General features: G+C 71.1%; 12 protein-coding genes. 1 reads left to right on the forward strand and 11 read right to left on the reverse strand.

What is annotated here, in order from left to right; all coding sequences use genetic code 11:
- Positions 1-11: 11 nt before the first annotated feature.
- The 11 genes from era to lepA form a co-directional block, all read right to left on the reverse strand.
- On the reverse strand, positions 12-905 hold the full coding sequence (gene era, locus ACQ143_RS02095) for a GTPase Era (protein ID WP_449569063.1): 894 nt from the start codon (positions 903-905) through the stop codon (positions 12-14).
- Positions 902-2,257, reverse strand: a complete 1,356-nt coding sequence (locus ACQ143_RS02100) for a hemolysin family protein (RefSeq protein ID WP_449569064.1) — start codon at positions 2,255-2,257, stop codon at positions 902-904. Before ACQ143_RS02100 ends, era begins: the two co-directional genes overlap by 4 nt.
- Entirely contained in the window at positions 2,254-2,721 is a 468-nt protein-coding gene (ybeY, locus tag ACQ143_RS02105; protein ID WP_449569065.1) for an rRNA maturation RNase YbeY, read from the reverse strand. Before ybeY ends, ACQ143_RS02100 begins: the two co-directional genes overlap by 4 nt.
- Positions 2,721-3,839, reverse strand: coding sequence for a PhoH family protein (locus tag ACQ143_RS02110; protein ID WP_449569066.1), 1,119 nt, complete (start codon positions 3,837-3,839; stop codon positions 2,721-2,723). Before ACQ143_RS02110 ends, ybeY begins: the two co-directional genes overlap by 1 nt.
- The gene (locus tag ACQ143_RS02115) at positions 3,790-4,137 is read right to left on the reverse strand and encodes an HIT domain-containing protein (protein WP_449569067.1); all 348 of its coding nucleotides are present in this window, start codon (positions 4,135-4,137) and stop codon (positions 3,790-3,792) included. Before ACQ143_RS02115 ends, ACQ143_RS02110 begins: the two co-directional genes overlap by 50 nt.
- A gap of 31 nt (positions 4,138-4,168) precedes the next feature.
- On the reverse strand, positions 4,169-4,897 hold the full coding sequence (locus ACQ143_RS02120; protein ID WP_449569068.1) for a 16S rRNA (uracil(1498)-N(3))-methyltransferase: 729 nt from the start codon (positions 4,895-4,897) through the stop codon (positions 4,169-4,171).
- Positions 4,898-4,899: 2 nt separating this feature from the next.
- Positions 4,900-6,009 (reverse strand): molecular chaperone DnaJ, encoded by a 1,110-nt coding sequence (gene dnaJ, locus ACQ143_RS02125; protein WP_449569069.1) that lies wholly within the window; start codon positions 6,007-6,009, stop codon positions 4,900-4,902.
- 41 nt (positions 6,010-6,050) lie between these two features.
- Positions 6,051-7,088: a heat-inducible transcriptional repressor HrcA gene (hrcA, locus tag ACQ143_RS02130; RefSeq protein ID WP_449569070.1), complete on the reverse strand. Its 1,038-nt coding sequence runs from the start codon at positions 7,086-7,088 to the stop codon at positions 6,051-6,053.
- A gap of 66 nt (positions 7,089-7,154) precedes the next feature.
- Positions 7,155-8,372 carry a radical SAM family heme chaperone HemW gene (gene hemW / locus ACQ143_RS02135; protein WP_449569071.1) on the reverse strand — a complete coding sequence of 406 codons (1,218 nt, stop codon included), beginning with the start codon at positions 8,370-8,372 and terminating at the stop codon, positions 7,155-7,157.
- Positions 8,372-9,022, reverse strand: coding sequence for a DUF1990 family protein (locus tag ACQ143_RS02140; protein ID WP_449569072.1), 651 nt, complete (start codon positions 9,020-9,022; stop codon positions 8,372-8,374). Before ACQ143_RS02140 ends, hemW begins: the two co-directional genes overlap by 1 nt.
- 10 nt (positions 9,023-9,032) lie before the next feature.
- Positions 9,033-10,883 (reverse strand): translation elongation factor 4, encoded by a 1,851-nt coding sequence (gene lepA / locus ACQ143_RS02145; RefSeq protein ID WP_449569073.1) that lies wholly within the window; start codon positions 10,881-10,883, stop codon positions 9,033-9,035.
- A gap of 214 nt (positions 10,884-11,097) precedes the next feature.
- On the opposite strand from lepA, the gene ACQ143_RS02150 reads away from it, so the two are divergent.
- Positions 11,098-16,140, forward strand: coding sequence for an ExeM/NucH family extracellular endonuclease (locus tag ACQ143_RS02150; protein ID WP_449569074.1), 5,043 nt, complete (start codon positions 11,098-11,100; stop codon positions 16,138-16,140).
- The last annotated feature ends 63 nt before the right edge of the window (positions 16,141-16,203 follow it).

The raw sequence follows: 16,203 nt of genomic DNA on the forward strand, positions 1-16,203 counted from the left end.
GCCCGCGTCGGTCAGAAGCCGAGGCGACCGAGCTGCTTGGGGTCGCGCTGCCATTCCTTGGCGATGCGCACGTGCAGCTTGAGGAACACCTTCGTGCCCACGAGGAGCTCGATCTGCGCGCGGGCGCGGGCGCCGACGTCGCGCAGCCGGGCGCCCTTGTGCCCGATGATGATGCCCTTCTGGCTGTCGCGCTCGACGATGATGTTCGCGTACACGTCGGTGATTTCGGCATCCTCGCGTTCGGCGATGTCGTCGATCGTCACCGCGATGGAGTGGGGCAGTTCGTCCCGCACGCCCTCCAGCGCCGCCTCGCGGATGATCTCGGCGATGCGGTCCTCGAGGGACTCGTCGGTGACGACGCCGTCCTCGTAGAGGGCGGGGCCTTCCGGCATCAGCTGCAGCAGCTCGTCGGCGAGCACCTCCAGCTGCTCGCCGGCGACCGCCGACAGCGGGATCACGGCGGCCCAGTCCTCACGGAGACCGTCCACCTCGATGAGCCGCTCCGTGATCTGATCGCGGGTGGCGATGTCGGTCTTGGTGACGATCGCGACCTTCTTGGCCCGCGGGTACCCGTCCAGCGATGCGGCGATGCGCCGGTCGCCGGGACCGACCTTCTCGGTGGCCGGCACGAGGAAACCGATGGCGTCGACGTCGCCGAGCACCTGCTCGACGAGGTCGTTGAGACGCTGTCCGAGCAGCGTGCGCGGGCGGTGGATGCCGGGGGTGTCGACGATCACGAGCTGGCCGGCGGGACGGTTCAGGATGCCGCGGATGGCGCGTCGTGTCGTCTGCGGCTTGTCGCTGGTGATGGCCACCTTCTCCCCCACCAGCGCGTTCGTCAGCGTCGACTTGCCCACGTTGGGGCGGCCGACGAAGGTGACGAAGCCGGAGCGGTGGGCGGTCATGCGGACTCTCCTCTGCGGCGGATGCGGGTCTCGCCCGTGGTGGGCAGGCGGATCTCTTCGGTCTGCGCGGCCGCCGAGGCGCGCCGCCAGGCGGCCAATTCGGCCGTCTGCTCCACGAACACGGTGGCCAGTCCCCGCCCGCGGCCACGCGACGTGCCGCCGGTGAGCACGAGGCCGCCGTACTCGGCGGTGGCGCCCGGCAGAGGCACCCGGCCCAGGACCTTGCCGAGCAGTCCGCCGATCGAGTCGACCTCGTCGTCCTCGAGCTCGATGCCGAACAGGTCGCCGACCTCATCGAGGCCCAGGCGGGCGCTGACCCGATAGCGGCCCTCTTCGAGCTCCACGATCTCGGTGGACCGCGCGTCGTACTCGTCGGCGATGTCGCCCACGAGCTCCTCGATGAGGTCCTCGAGGGTCACCAGGCCCGCCACCCCGCCGTACTCGTCGACGACGAGGCACACGTGCACGGCATCCTTCTTCATCTGCTGGAGCAGGGTTTCGGCCTTCATCGACTCGGGGACGAACACCGCCGGTCGGGCGATCTGGACCACCGGCGCCGATCGCCACGCGGTCTCGTCCCGGTAGGCGAACTGCACGAGGTCCTTCAGGTAGACCACGCCGGTGATGTCGTCGGACTCGCCGTCGGCGACGGGGATGCGGGACACGCCCTTGTCGAGGAACAGCTGCATGGCCTGCTGGGTCGTGGACCCCGCATCCATCGTGACCATGTCGGTCCGCGGCACCATGACCGCGCGCACGATGGTGTCGGTGAAGTCGAACACCGAGTGGATGAGCGAGCGGTCGTCCTCTTCGATGAGATCCTGCGACGCGGCCTCGTCGACCATGCTCAGCAGCTGTTCCTCCGACGCGAACGACCCGCCGCGCTGCACGCCCGGGGTGAGGCGCCGGCCCAGCAGCACGAGCAGGTGCGCGAGCGGTCCGAGGACGATGCGGGCGCCGCGTACCACCGGCGCGCACACCCGCAGCAGCGGCTTGGCGTGCTGGCGGCCGACGCTGCGGGGGCTGGCGCCGACAAGGACGAACGACACGGCCGTCATGAGCAGGGCCGCGGCGAGCATCGCCCACCAGATGCTCTCGAACAGGATCGTGAAGGCGACGGTGACCAGCACGGCGGCCGTGGTCTCGGCCAGGATGCGGATGAACACGACCGCGTCGGCGTGTGCGTCGGGGTCGGCGGCGATGCGTGCGAGCGACGCGGGCCGGCGGGCGGTGACGCCGAGGTCGGCGAGGTCGCCGCGCGAGGTGACGCTGAGTGCCGCATCGAGGGCGGCCATGAGACCGCCCAGCGCGACCAGGAGGACGGCGGCGACCAGGAGCAGGATCTCGGTCATGCGCGTCGTCGGCGTTCAGCGGCGTGGAACGAGACGATCAGCTCACGCTGGAGACCGAACATCTCGCGCTCTTCGGCCGGCTCGGCGTGGTCGAAGCCCAGCAGATGCAGCAGGCCGTGGGTGGTCAGCAGGATGAGCTCGTCGAGGGTGGAGTGGCGGGCCGCCTGGGCCTGGGTCTCGGCGACCTGCGGGCACAGCACGATGTCGCCGAGCAGTCCTGCGGGGGTCGGCGCCTCCTCGGTGCCCGGGCGCAGTTCGTCCATCGGGAAGCTCAGCACATCGGTGGGGCCGGGCTCGTCCATCCACTGCACGTGCAGCGCCTCCATCGCGCCTTCGTCGACCAGCAGGATGGCCAGGTCGGCGTCGGGGCTGACGTTGAGCTGCGCGAGGTTGTGCTCGGTCAGGCGCAGCAGCACCGCCTCGTCGATCTCGACGCCGGACTCGTTGGTGATCTCGATCGTCATCATCGTCCTCGTTTGGGCAGATGGTCTCGGGGGCCGCGGGGTCGGCGGTCGGCCGCTCGACGCTCCGCGCGGCTGGCGAACTCGCTCGCCTCGTCGCGCTCGCGGCGTGCGGCGAGGCGCTGCTCGTCGTACGCGCTGTAAGCGTCGACGATCCGCCCGACCAGGCTGTGGCGCACCACATCGTCGCTGGTGAGGGTCGCGAAGTGGATGTCGTCGATGTCCTTGAGCACCCGCGTGACCAGCCGCAGCCCCGACGCGCCCTGCGGGAGGTCGATCTGCGTGATGTCGCCGGTGACGATCATGCGCGTGCCGAACCCGAGACGCGTCAGGAACATCTTCATCTGCTCCGGCGTCGTGTTCTGCGCCTCGTCGAGGACCACGAACGAGTTGTTCAGCGTACGGCCGCGCATGTACGCCAGCGGCGCGACCTCGATGGTGCCGCTGGCCATCAGGCGCGGCACGATCTCGGGGTCCATCATCTCGTTCAGCGCGTCGTACAGCGGACGCAGGTACGGGTCGATCTTGTCGTTGAGGGTGCCGGGCAGGAATCCGAGCCGTTCCCCCGCTTCGACCGCGGGGCGGGTCAGGATGATGCGGTCCACTTCGCGGCGCTGCAGCGCCTGCACGGCCTTGGCCATCGCGAGGTAGGTCTTGCCGGTACCGGCGGGGCCGATGCCGAACACGATCGTGTTCTCGTCGATCGCGTCGACGTAGGCCTTCTGGCCGAGGGTCTTCGGACGGATCACCTTGCCCCGGCTGGACAGGATCGCCTCGCCGAGCACCTCGCTCGGGCGCTGCCCGGCGTCGAGCACCCGGCGGGAGGCGGTCACATCGGCGGGGTCGAGGCCCTGCCCGGAACGGGCCAGGGCGATCAGCTCGTCGACCAGGGCGCGGGCCGCCGCGACCATGGCCGGGTCGCCCGCGAGCGTGATCTCGTTGCCGCGCACATGCACCTCGACGTCGGGGTGCTCGCGTTCGACGACCCGCAGCAGACGGTCCTGGGGGCCGAGCAGCTGCACCATCGCGACGCCGTCGGCGTAGATCCGCTCGACGGCGCGCTCGGAATCGTCAGCCACCCAGGCTCCCTTCGGACAGGCCGCCGCCGAGCACGTGCGCATGCACGTGGAAGATGGTCTGTCCTGCTGCCGCGCCGGTGTTGAACACGAGGCGGAAGTGGCCGTCGGTGTGCTCGGCGGCCAGGCGGTCGGCCAGGGCCACCACTTCGGCCAGCAGCGCCGGGTCGCCCGCGGCCAGCTCCACGACGTCGCGGTACTGTGCGGTCTTCGGGATCACCAGCAGGTGCACCGGCGCCTGCGGGTTGATGTCGCGGATGGCGAACACGTTCTCGGTCTGGGCGATGATCTCCGAGGGGATCTCCCCCTCCAGGATGCGCGTGAAGATGGACGGCTCGCTCATGATCCCAGTGTAGTCAGCGCGTCGACGACGCTCACCAGCGTCCCAGGCGGGCCTGGAGCACCGCCAGCGCCGCCGGCCCCGCAGTCGAGGTGCGCAGCACCGTGTCGCCGAGCCGCACCGGTTGCGCGCCGGCGGCGGTCAGCGCGTCGAGCTCCTCCGGGGCGATGCCGCCCTCGGGGCCGACCACCAGGACGAGGTCCCGATCGGAGATGTCGACCACGGACAGCGCGGTGCCCGCCGTCGGCTCCAGCACGAACATGTGTGTCGATGCAGTGCGCGCGACCAGCTGCCGTGTCGTGACCGGCTCGGCGACGGTCGGCAGCCAGGCGCGGTGGGCCTGCTTCGTCGCCTCACGCACGATGGTCGACCAGCGGGCGACGCCCTTGGCCGCCTTCTGCGGGTCCCAGCGGGAGACGCTGCGGGCGGCCTGCCAGGGGACGATCTCGTCGGCGCCCAGCTCGGTCGCCGCCTGGATCGCCAGTTCGTCGCGGTCGCCCTTCGCGAGCGCCTGCACGAGCACGATCCGGGGGGTGGATGCCGGGACCTCCCGGCGGCCGTCCACGCGCACGGTCACCTCGCGCGGTGCGGCGGCCTCGACCGTGCCGGTCAGCCACACGCCGTGGCCGTCCCCCACCGTGACCGGCTCCCCCGGCCGCACGCGGCGCACCGCGGCGGCGTGATGGGCCTCGGCGCCGGTGAGCACGACCGTGCCACCGGGCTGCGCACCGCCGGCATCCGCCGTCACGAAGTGCAGCGCCACGGTCACCCGGTCCGGAAGCGGTCGCGCAGCTTCGAGAACAGACCCTGATGGAACTCGGCCAGCCGCGGCCCGGGCGCCTTCGTGCGCTTGGCGAAGTCCTCGATGAGGGCGCGCTGCTTCGCGTCGAGCCGGGTCGGGGTCACCACGTGCACACCGACCCGCAGGTCGCCGCGCTGGGTGCCGCGCAGGGGCGTGATGCCGCGGCCCTTGATGGTCAGCACGTCACCGGACTGCACGCCGGCGCGCACCTCCAGCGGCACCGGGCCGTCGAGCGACTCGATGACCACCTCGGTGCCCAGGATGGCGTCGGGCATCGACACCTCGAGGGTCGCGAGCAGGTCGTCGCCGTCGCGGCTGAACACCTCGTGCGGGGCGACATGGATCTCGAGGTAGAGATCGCCGTTCGGGCCGCCCGCCGGACCCACCTCGCCGGAGCCGGGCATCTGCAGGCGCAGACCCGACTCGACACCGGCGGGGATGTCGACCGAGACGGTGCGGCGGGCCCGGACCCGGCCCTGCCCTTGGCAGGTAGTGCACGGGTACGGGATGGTGGTGCCGTAGCCCTGGCACGCCGTGCACGGCTGCGAGGTGACGACGTTGCCCAGCAGGCTCCGCACCGTGCGCTGCACGCTGCCGGCACCGTGGCAGATGTCACACGTGACCGGCTGGGTGCCCGGCTGACAGCACGAGCCCTGGCACGTCTCACACAGCACGGCCGTGTCGACCTCGAGGTCGCGGTGCACGCCGAACACGACGTCCTTCAGTTCGAGGTTGACGCGCACCAGCGCGTCCTGGCCGCGCTCACGGCGGGACCGGGCCCGGCCCGCACGCGCACCACCGCCGCCGCCGAAGAACGTCTCGAAGATGTCGCCGAAGCCGCCGAAGCCCGCACCGCCGAACGGGCTGCCGTCACCGCCCATGTCGTAGCGCTGGCGCTGCTCGGGGTCGCTGAGCACGTCGTAGGCGTGGGTGACGAGCTTGAACCGCTCCGACGCCTCCTCACCCGGGTTCACGTCGGGGTGCAGTTCACGGGCGAGCCGCCGATACGCCTTCTTGATCTCGTCCGGCGACGCGTCTCGCGACACGCCGAGTACTTCGTAGTGGTCTGCCACTTTCGCCTTTCCTGGTGCACCCCGAGGGTGGTCGTTCGCTGTCAGCGGGCCCGTTCGTCTTCCTCGAGCAGACGGCTGAGATAGTGTGCGACCGCGCGGACCGCCGCGAGGTTGCGGGGGTAGTCCATGCGGGTGGGGCCGAGGATGCCGACCCGGGCGCGCGAGCCGGTCGCATCGTAGTCACCGGCGAGGACCGAGGCCTCGCTCAGCCCGAACGGTTCGTTCTCGCGGCCGATGCTGGTGGCCAGCCCGTGCTCGTCGGCGACCATCTCGCCCATCAGGCGCAGCAGGGTCACCTGCTCCTCGATGGCCTCCAGCAACGGGTAGATGCTGCCGCGGAAGTCGCCCTCGCGCCGGGCCAGGGTGGCGCTGCCGGCCATGACCATGCGGTCCTGGCGGAACTCCTCGAGCTCCTCGGCGACGATCCCCGCGATCAGGCGCACGGCATCGTCGTGGACGTCGCCGGCGGCGGGGGTGGCCAGCAGACGGGCGATCTCCTGTGCGCCGTCGCGGACGCTGCGCCCCGTGACGAGGGTGTTCACGGCGGTCTTCAGGCGTGCCGCCTCGGTCTCGTCGGGCTCGAACGGCAGGAACGCGACCCGCTGCGACACCCGGCCGGTGTCGGTGACCACGATCACGACCAGCCGGGTCGCTCCCAGATGCACCACCTCGACGTGGGACACGTTGGCCCGGGCGAACGACGGGTACTGCACGATCGCGACCTGACCGGTGAGCCGGGTCAGCGAGCGGACGGTGCGCACGAGCAGCTCGTCGAGGTCGGCGGGACCTTCCAGGAAAGCGGTGATCGCCGAGCGCTGCGCCGGGGTGAGCGGCCGCAGCTCGGCGAGATGGTCGACGAAGACGCGATACCCCTTGTCGGTCGGGATCCGCCCCGACGAGGTGTGGGGCGCTTCGATGAGCTCCTCGTCCTCCAGCAGCGCCATGTCGTTGCGGATGGTCGCCGCCGACACGCCGAACCGGTGCCGGTCCACGATCGACTTGCTGCCGACCGGTTCCTTCGTCTCCACGTAGTCCTGCACGATCGCGCGGAGGACCTGGAGTCCGCGTTCTGAGACCATGTCCTCTCCCTCGCTGGCACTCAATGTCCCGGAGTGCCAATTCTAGCGCGAGCGCTCGGGGGATGCTCAGTCCGTGAGCACGCGGACGACGGCATCGGCCAGGAGCCGGCCGCGCAGGGTGAGGACCACCCGGCCGCGCACGGCCGCGGGCCCGTCGACGAGGCCGTCGGCGATGAGGGACGCCACGGCTGTGCGGCCGGGGGCGGACAGCTCGGCGATCGGCAGCCCGTCGGCGATCCGCGATCCCAGCAGCACCCGTTCCAGACGCCGGGCGGTGTCATCGGGACGCTCCCGCCCCGCCGCCGGCGACGACCCGTCGGCGAGCCGCTGGGCGTAGGCGGCCGGATGCTTGACGTTCCACCAGCGGAGGCCGGCGACGTGGCTGTGGGCGCCCGGCCCGTACCCCCACCAGTCCGCACCCTGCCAGTACGCGAGGTTGTGGCGCGAGCGGTCGGTGTCGCTGCGGGCCCAGTTCGACACTTCGTACCAGCCGAACCCGGCGGCGGCGAGCAGTTCGTCGGCCAGCTCGTACATGTCGGCCTGCAGATCGTCGTCGGGCGCGGGCACCTCGCCGCGCCGGATCTGACGGGCGAGGCGCGTGCCCTGCTCGATGATCAGCGCGTACGCCGACACGTGGTCGGGTTCCAGCGCCGTGGCCGCTTCGAGCGAACGCCGCCAGTCGTCGAGCGTCTCCCCCGGTGCGCCGTAGATGAGGTCGACGCTGACCGCCAGCCCCGCCCGTCGTGCCGCGGTCACGGCCGTGGCGACACCGGCGGGGTCGTGCGTGCGGTCGAGGGCGGCCAGCACGTGCGGCACGGCCGACTGCATGCCCACCGACATCCGGGTCACCCCAGCGGCTGCCAGCTGTGCGGCGACCTCGTCGGTCACCGTGTCGGGATTCGCCTCCACCGTGATCTCCGCCCCTGGCGCCAGCCCGAACGTCTCCCGCACCCCGGCGAGCATGCGCGCCAGGTCGCCCGGCGGCAGCAGCGTCGGGGTGCCGCCGCCGAAGAACACGGTGGATGCCGCGCGCAGCGGTCCCCGCGCGGCCAGCACGTCGCGGGACAGGGCGATCTCGCGCAGGACCTCGTCGGCGTACGCATCCTGGCGGGCGCCGCGCAGCTCGGTGGCGGTGTAGGTGTTGAAGTCGCAGTACCCGCAGCGCACCCGACAGAACGGCACATGCAGGTAGACGCCGAAGGGCGTGTCGGCGGACACGGCCAGATCTGCCGGCAGAGCCCCGTCGCGTGGGGCGGGGTCGCCGTCGGGAAGCGCGGCGCCCATCAGGACGGCGTCGCGTACAGCGGCGAGATGGCGCGCAGGTACCGCTGCAGCAGCTCGCGGCGACGGCGCCGCACCAGGAACGGCAGCAGTCGGTACAGCCAGCCGGCGGGGCGGTCGAAGGCGCGCACCGTGAACCACACCTCGTCGTTGTCGCGCCAGTCGATGGCGAAGGACTCCTCGCCGCTGACCACCGAACCGCCGACGGTGCCCAGGGCGAATGCGACCCGGCGCGGCTCTTCGGCGACGTAGATGACCCGCAGCTCTGCGTCGGCGCGCAGGCCCTTCACACGGCCGCGCACGTGCACGGTGGTGCCGGCGGCGACGTACGGCGTGCCGTCGGCGTCGAAGCGCTGGTCGCCTTCGAGACGGCTGGGCTCGATCGGATTGCCCTCGCCGTCGAACCCGACGCCGGCGTACATCGGACCGGAGGCGGGGCGCACGTCGGTCACGGTGAGGCCGGCGCCGCGCAGGGCACCCCACGACAGCAGCGTGTCGGCGGACGTGCGGAACCGCTCCTCGCCGCTGCCGATGCGCCAGGAGTCTTCGGCGGGCGTCGACTTCTCCGGCGGGTAGCCCATCAGATCGGCGGCCTGGGTCGCCCCCACCGCGGCGTAGTCGACTGTGCCGTCCTGGAAGGTTCCGCGACGCATGGGTGCCAGCCTACTTCTTGTCCTTGCCCTCGACGTCGCCTGACAGCGCGGCGATGAAGGCCTCCTGGGGGACTTCGACGCGACCGACCATCTTCATGCGCTTCTTGCCCTCCTTCTGCTTCTCGAGCAGCTTGCGCTTGCGGCTGATGTCGCCGCCGTAGCACTTGGCGAGCACGTCCTTGCGGATCGCGCGGATGTTCTCGCGGGCGATGATGCGCGCGCCGATCGCGGCCTGGATCGGCACCTCGAACTGCTGACGCGGGATGAGCTTGCGCAGTCGCTCGGTCATCATCGTGCCGTAGGCGTACGCCTTGTCCCGGTGCACGATCGAGCTGAACGCGTCGACCTTCTCCCCCTGCAGCAGGATGTCGACCTTCACGAGGTCGCCGATCTGCGAGCCGGCCGGCTCGTAGTCGAGGCTCGCGTAGCCCTGCGTGCGGCTCTTGAGGTGGTCGAAGAAGTCGAACACGATCTCGCCCAGCGGCATGTTGTAGCGCAGCTCGACGCGGTCCTCGCTGAGATAGTCCATCCCCAACAGAGACCCCCGGCGGGACTGGCACAGCTCCATCACGGCGCCGACGTAGTCCTTGGGCAGCAGGATGCCGACCTTCACGATCGGCTCGGACACCTCGGCCACCCGGCCGTCGGGGTACTCGCTCGGGTTGGTGACGGTGACCCGTTCGCCGGTGTCGGTGGTCACCTCGTAGGTGACCGAGGGTGCGGTCGTGATCAGATCCAGCCCGAACTCGCGCGAGAGCCGCTCGGTGATGATCTCCAGGTGCAGCAGACCCAGGAATCCGCAGCGGAACCCGAACCCGAGCGCGACGGAGGTCTCCGGCTCATACTGCAGCGACGCGTCGGACAGCTTGAGCTTGTCCAGCGCTTCGCGCAGGTCGGCGTAGTCGCTGCCGTCGATCGGGTAGATGCCCGAGAACACCATGGGCTTCGGGTCCGTGTAGCCGGGCAGCGGTGTGGCGGCCGGAGTCCGATGCGACGTGATGGTGTCGCCGACCTTGGACTGACGCACATCCTTCACGCCGGTGATGAGGTAGCCGACCTCTCCCACACCGAGTCCGCTGGAGGGCACGGGCTCGGGGCTGGATACGCCGATCTCCAGCAGGTCGTGCTGCGCGCGGGTCGACATCATCTGGATGCGCTCACGCGGCTGCAGCTTGCCGTCCACCATGCGCACATAGGTGACCACGCCGCGGTACGCGTCGTACACCGAGTCGAAGATCATCGCGCGCGCCGGCGCGTCGGCGTCTCCGGTGGGCGGCGGGATGTCGCGGACGATGCGGTCGAGGAGCTCTTCGACGCCCTGCCCGGTCTTGCCGCTGACCCGCAGCACGTCGTCGGGGTCGCCGCCGATCAGGCCCGCCAGCTCGGCCGCGAACTTCTCGGGGTCGGCGGCAGGCAGGTCGATCTTGTTGAGCACGGGAATGATGTGCAGGTCGTTCTCGAGCGCCAGGTACAGGTTCGCCAGTGTCTGCGCTTCGATGCCCTGTGCGGCGTCAACCAGCAGGATCGCACCCTCGCACGCGGCCAGCGACCGGCTCACCTCATACGTGAAATCGACGTGGCCGGGGGTGTCGATCATGTTCAGTGCGAAGGTGCCGTCGGGCCCGGCCCACGGCATCCGCACCGCCTGCGACTTGATCGTGATGCCGCGTTCCCGCTCGATGTCCATCCGGTCGAGGTACTGCGCGCGCATGTCGCGGTCGGCGACCACGCCGGTGGTCTGCAGCATCCGATCGGCCAGGGTCGACTTGCCGTGGTCGATGTGGGCGATGATGCAGAAGTTGCGGATCTGCTCGGGCGGGGTCGCGGCAGGCTCGAGAGGGGTGAGGGCACGGGGTGACATGTCCCCAGCAGTCTACCGGGGTGGGCCCCCGAAACCGGCCGCAGCCGGGCGGCAGAGTCTAGCCCGGCCCGAGACCGACGCGCCAGCAATCCGATTCGTGAGAAAGAGTTAACCGACCGGACCCTTGCCCGCGCGTCGCCGCCCGGCCGATGCTCAAGAAGGCGGTCGGCCTCCGCGCGTGATCCCCGCGCCCGAACCGCTCCGGGAGAACACTGTGACGCACCACGTTGCCCCTGCCCCCACGCCCCGCCGAGGCCGCAGCAGCACCGCTGTCCTGGCCGCCGCGACCACCGTCATCGCCGGGGTGATCCTGTCCCCCGGCGCCGCGCAGGCCGCCGTGTCGACCGAGGCGGCGGTGCTCATCAACGAGGTGTACGGCGGGGGCGGCAACAACGGCGCCACCCACACCCACGACTTCGTCGAGCTGTACAACACCAGCGACGAGGCCGTCGACCTCGACGGCTGGAGCCTGCAGTACGCCTCCAGTGCCGGCACCTTCAACAACGTCGACACGCTGACCGGCGTCATCGAGCCGGGGTCCTACTTCCTCGTGCAGCAGGCCGAGGGCGCCAACACCGCCGGCACCGCCGCGCCCCTGCCCACGCCCGATGACACGGGCAGTCTGGCGCTCAGCGGCAGCGGCGGCAAGATCGCCCTGGTGTCGTCGACGACGGCGCTCACCGGCGCGACCGGCAACGCCGCCGGGGCCGAGTCGGTCGTCGACTTCGTCGGCTGGGGATCCAGCGCCTCCGACTTCGCCGGCAGCGGACCGGCGCCGGGCACGTCCAACAGCACGAGCGTGGCCCGCAACGCCACGCACGACAACACCGCGGACAACGCCGCCGACTTCACGGCGGGCACGCCCACACCGACCTCGTCGACCGGATCCGAGCCGGAGGACCCGGAGGAGCCGGTCGAGCCGGTGACCGCGACGATCGCCGAGATCCAGGGCACCGGAGCCGCCGCGGCGCTGGCGGGTCAGACGGTCACCACCCGCGGTGTGGTCACGGCGAGCTACCCGACCGGCGGGTTCGACGGGTTCGTCATCCAGACCCCGGGCACCGGCGGAGAGATCGACTTCGGCACGCACAATGCGTCGCACGCGATCTTCGTGTACACACCCTCGTTCACGCCGCCGGAGATCGGTGCCCACGTCGAGGTGACCGGACTGGTCAGCGACTTCGACGGCCTGTCCGAGATCACCCCGGCCGGGCCCGACGACGTGGTCGTGCTGACCGAGACCGCTGCGCCGGTCACCCCCGTGACCACCACTTGGCCCACCGACGACGCTGTCCGCGAAACGCTCGAGTCGATGCTCGTGGCCCCGCACGGCACCTTCACCGTGAGCGACACGTACCGCACGAACCAGTACGGCAACGTCGGACTGGCATCCGGCACGACGCCCCTGTGGCAGCCCACCGACCTCGCCCGCCCCGGCAGCCCCGAGGCCGCCGCGGTCGAGGCCGACAACGCGGCCCGGGGCGTCATCCTCGACGACGGCGTGTCGTACTCGTACCTCGACGAGGAGTACAGCGACCTCACGCCCGCCTATGTGTCGCTGGTCGAACCGGTCGTGGTGGGTGCCACGGCGACCTTCACCGCCCCCGTGATCGTCGACTGGCGCAACCGGGACTGGAAGTTCAACCCCACCGCACCGCTGGTCGGCGACGGCAGCGGCGACGACCTCGTGGAGTTCTCGGACGTGCGCACCCCCGCCCCGGAGGACGTGGGCGGCGACATCTCGGTGGCCGCATTCAACGTCCTGAACTACTTCACGACCCTCGGTGAGGACGACCCGTCCTGCCAGGCGTACCTCGACCGCGACGGCGACGGCATCTCGGTGCGCACCGGGTGCGACCAGCGCGGCGCGTGGGACGACGAGGACTTCCAGCGTCAGCAGAGCAAGATCGTGGCGGCCATCGCCGCGCTCGACGCCGACGTGGTGGGTCTTATGGAGATCGAGAACTCCGCGGTGCTGGGCGAGGAGGCCGACGAGGCCACCGCGACGCTGGTGACCGCGCTCAACACCGCGGCCGGCTCGGAGGAATGGGCGTATGTGCCGTCCTCGGCCGAACTGCCCGATCTGGCCCTGCAGGACGTGATCACCAACGCGATCATCTACCGTCCCGCCGCGGTCGACCCGGTCGGTGCCTCGCGCGCACTGGGCACCCAGAGTGGTGCCGACCAGGCCTTCGGCAACGCCCGCGAGCCGATCGGTCAGGTCTTCGAGCCCGCCGAGGGCGGCGAACCGTTCCTGTTCGTGGTCAACCACTTCAAGTCGAAGGGTTCCCCCGGCCCGTGGCCCGGTGACGCCGACGCCGGGGACGGCCAGGGAGCGTCGAACGAGTCGCGCGTGCGTCAGGCCACCGCGTTGTCCGACTGGGTCGCCGACATCCAGGGCGACGTCGACGCGGTCGTCCTGGCCGGTGACTTCAACGCCTACACGCACGAGGACCCGCTCCAGGTGCTCTACGACGAGGGCTACGTCGACGCCGTGGACGCGCTCGACCTGGGCGAGGCCACCTACAGCTTCAGCGGGCAGTCCGGCTCGCTGGACCACATCCTGCTGAACAGCGCCGCATCCGGCCGGCTCACCGGCGGCGACGTGTGGAACATCAACGCGGGCGAAGCCGTGGCGCTCGAATACAGCCGCTACAACGTGCACGGCACGACCTTCCACGCGCCGGACGCGTACCGTTCCTCCGACCACGACCCCGTCAAGGTCGGGCTCACGGCGGCGGCGGCGCCGGTGGAACTGACCCTGCTGGGGATCAACGACTTCCACGGCCGCATCAATGCCGACACCGTCCGGTTCGCCGGCACCGTCGAGCAGCTGCGTGCCGAGGCGGACGGCCCCGTGCTGTTCCTGTCCTCCGGCGACAACATCGGCGCGTCACTGTTCGCCTCGTCGGTCGCGCAGGACCAGCCGACCATCGACGTGCTGAACGCGCTGGGACTGCAGGCCAGCGCGGTCGGCAACCACGAGTTCGACCGCGGCTGGGCCGATCTGCGTGACCGCGTGCAGGCCGCGTCCGATTACCCGCAGCTCGGGGCGAACGTGTATCTCGCCGGCACCGAGACGCCGGCATTGCCCGAGTATGCGCTGCTGGATGCCGGTGACCTCACCGTCGGGGTCATCGGTGCCGTCACCGCGGAGACGCCGGCCCTGGTGTCGCCGGCCGGCATCGTCGATCTCGAGTTCGGCGACCCGGTGGAGGCGGTGAACCGGGTGTCCGCGCAGCTGAGCGACGGCGATGAGGCCAACGGCGAAGCCGACGTGCTGGTCGCGCTCTACCACGAGGGCGCCGGCGCCGGCACGCCCGACGGTGCGACGCTCGAGGAGGAACTCGCCGCGGGCGGCGTCTTCGCCGCCATCGTCGACGACACCGACGCCGAGGTGGACGCGATCTTCACCGGGCACACGCACAAGGAATACGCGTGGTCGGCGGCGGTGCCCGGCACCGATCGCACCCGACCGGTCGTGCAGACCGGGTCGTACGGCGCCAACCTCGGTGAGATCGTGCTGACGGTCGACCCGGCGACCGGTGACGTGACCGCGCACACCGAGCGCAACGTGCCGCAGGTGACGACCGACCCGCAGACGCTGGTGGACGTCTATCCGCGCGTCGCCGAGGTCGACCGCATCGTGACCGAAGCGCTCGCGGCCGCGGCGGAGGTCGGGAACACCGCGGTCGCCGAAGTGGCCAGCGACATCACCACCGCGCACTCCGGCGGCAGCTTCGTCGACGGGGTGTGGACCGGCGGCAGCCGCGACGACCGCGCTTCCGAGTCGACGCTGGGCAATCTCGTGGCCAACACCCTGCGCGACACCCTCGCCGACCTGCCCGACGGCGCCGTGATCGGCGTGACCAACCCGGGCGGCCTCCGCGCCGACCTGTGGGACACGCAGGCCGAGTTCGGGGAGAACGCCGTGCCGGGCATGGCCGACGGTACGATCTCGTTCTCGCAGGCCAACGCGGTGCTGCCGTTCAACAACACGATGGCACTGGTGACCCTGACGGGCGCCCAGTTCACCACGCTGCTCGAACAGCAGTGGCAGCGCGACGACGACGGCAACGTCCCGTCGCGGCCCTACCTGCAGCTGGGGCTGTCCGACAACGTGACCTACACGTACGACCCGGCCCTGGCAGAGGGCTCCCGCATCACCTCGGTGACCGTGGACGGGCAGCCGCTCGACCCGCAGGCCGAGTACCGCATCGGCACGCTCTCGTTCCTCGCCACCGGCGGTGACAACTTCCATGTGTTCACGGAGGGCACCGATTACGTCGACACCGGCCTGCTCGACTACGAGGCATGGATCGACTACCTGGCCGACAACTCCCCCGTCGCCCCGGACTACGCCAAGCACGCCGTGCAGGTGACCGGGGTGCCCGAGTCGGTTGCCGCGGGCTCGGACGTCGCGTTCGACGTCGCCGGGCTCAACCTGACGAGCCGCGGTGCACCGGAGAATACCCGCCTCGACGTCACGCTCGGCAGTGCGACGCTCGGCTCGTTCCCGGTGGCCGACGGCGCCGCGCAGGTGGCGGTCACCCTGCCGGGCGATCTGCCGACGGGCCCGACGGCCCTGGTGCTGACGGCGCCGGACAGTGGCACGGTCGTCACGGTCCCGCTCATGATCGCCGACAGCGGGGTGGCATCGAGCACGACCCTGTCGCTGAACCGCACGAGCGCGCCGTACGGCGCCGACACCACGGTGCGCGCGACGGCCCGCGTCGTCGCCGACGACGCCGGCGTCACCGGCACGGTCGAGTTCCTGGTCGACGGTGAGGTCGTCGGCACCGCGGACGTCGACCGCCGCGGCCGCGCCCGCGCGACGCTCGCGCTGCCGGGTGACCTCGGCACCGGCACCTACGCGGTGACCGCGCGCTATGTCGGCAGCGACGAGGTGGCGGGTTCGATCTCGGCGCCGGTGGAGTTCACGGTCACGGCGGCGCGCACGGCCACGACGCTGCTGCCGGTGCTGCCGGTCCACATCAACGGGCTGCTGCCCACGCGGCTGGTCGCGGTGGTGAGTCAGGCCGGCGGCGGCGATCCCGAGGGCACGGTCGAGTTCCGCGCCGGCGGCGCCGACGGGCAGCTCGTGGCCGCGGTCGAGGTCGCCGACGGCCTCGCCGTGCACACCCTGGGCCGGCTCAGCCGTGGCTCGCACTCCTACACCGCGGTGTTCGTCCCCGCCGCACCCGACGACGTCACCGGCTCTCAGAGCCGCACGGTGTCGGTGCGCGTGCTGTTCTGACCGCGGTGGAGATCGGTGCCGGGGCGGGTCGCCGCCCCGGCACCGCCGCGCCCGCCCGTAGAG

The sequence above is a fragment of the Microbacterium pollutisoli genome (genome assembly GCF_053586795.1).

Excerpts from the sequence above, each read along its gene's own strand:
- hrcA (WP_449569070.1), bottom strand. The coding sequence starts at position 7,088 with ATGGTCTCAGAACGCGGACTCCAGGTCCTCCGCGCGATCGTGCAGGAC.
- ACQ143_RS02140 (WP_449569072.1), bottom strand. The coding sequence starts at position 9,022 with ATGCGTCGCGGAACCTTCCAGGACGGCACAGTCGACTACGCCGCGGTG.
- ACQ143_RS02100 (WP_449569064.1), bottom strand. The coding sequence starts at position 2,257 with ATGACCGAGATCCTGCTCCTGGTCGCCGCCGTCCTCCTGGTCGCGCTG.
- era (WP_449569063.1), bottom strand. The coding sequence starts at position 905 with ATGACCGCCCACCGCTCCGGCTTCGTCACCTTCGTCGGCCGCCCCAAC.
- lepA (WP_449569073.1), bottom strand. The coding sequence starts at position 10,883 with ATGTCACCCCGTGCCCTCACCCCTCTCGAGCCTGCCGCGACCCCGCCC.
- ACQ143_RS02110 (WP_449569066.1), bottom strand. The coding sequence starts at position 3,839 with ATGCGCACGTGCTCGGCGGCGGCCTGTCCGAAGGGAGCCTGGGTGGCT.
- hemW (WP_449569071.1), bottom strand. The coding sequence starts at position 8,372 with ATGGGCGCCGCGCTTCCCGACGGCGACCCCGCCCCACGCGACGGGGCT.
- ACQ143_RS02115 (WP_449569067.1), bottom strand. The coding sequence starts at position 4,137 with ATGAGCGAGCCGTCCATCTTCACGCGCATCCTGGAGGGGGAGATCCCC.
- ybeY (WP_449569065.1), bottom strand. The coding sequence starts at position 2,721 with ATGACGATCGAGATCACCAACGAGTCCGGCGTCGAGATCGACGAGGCG.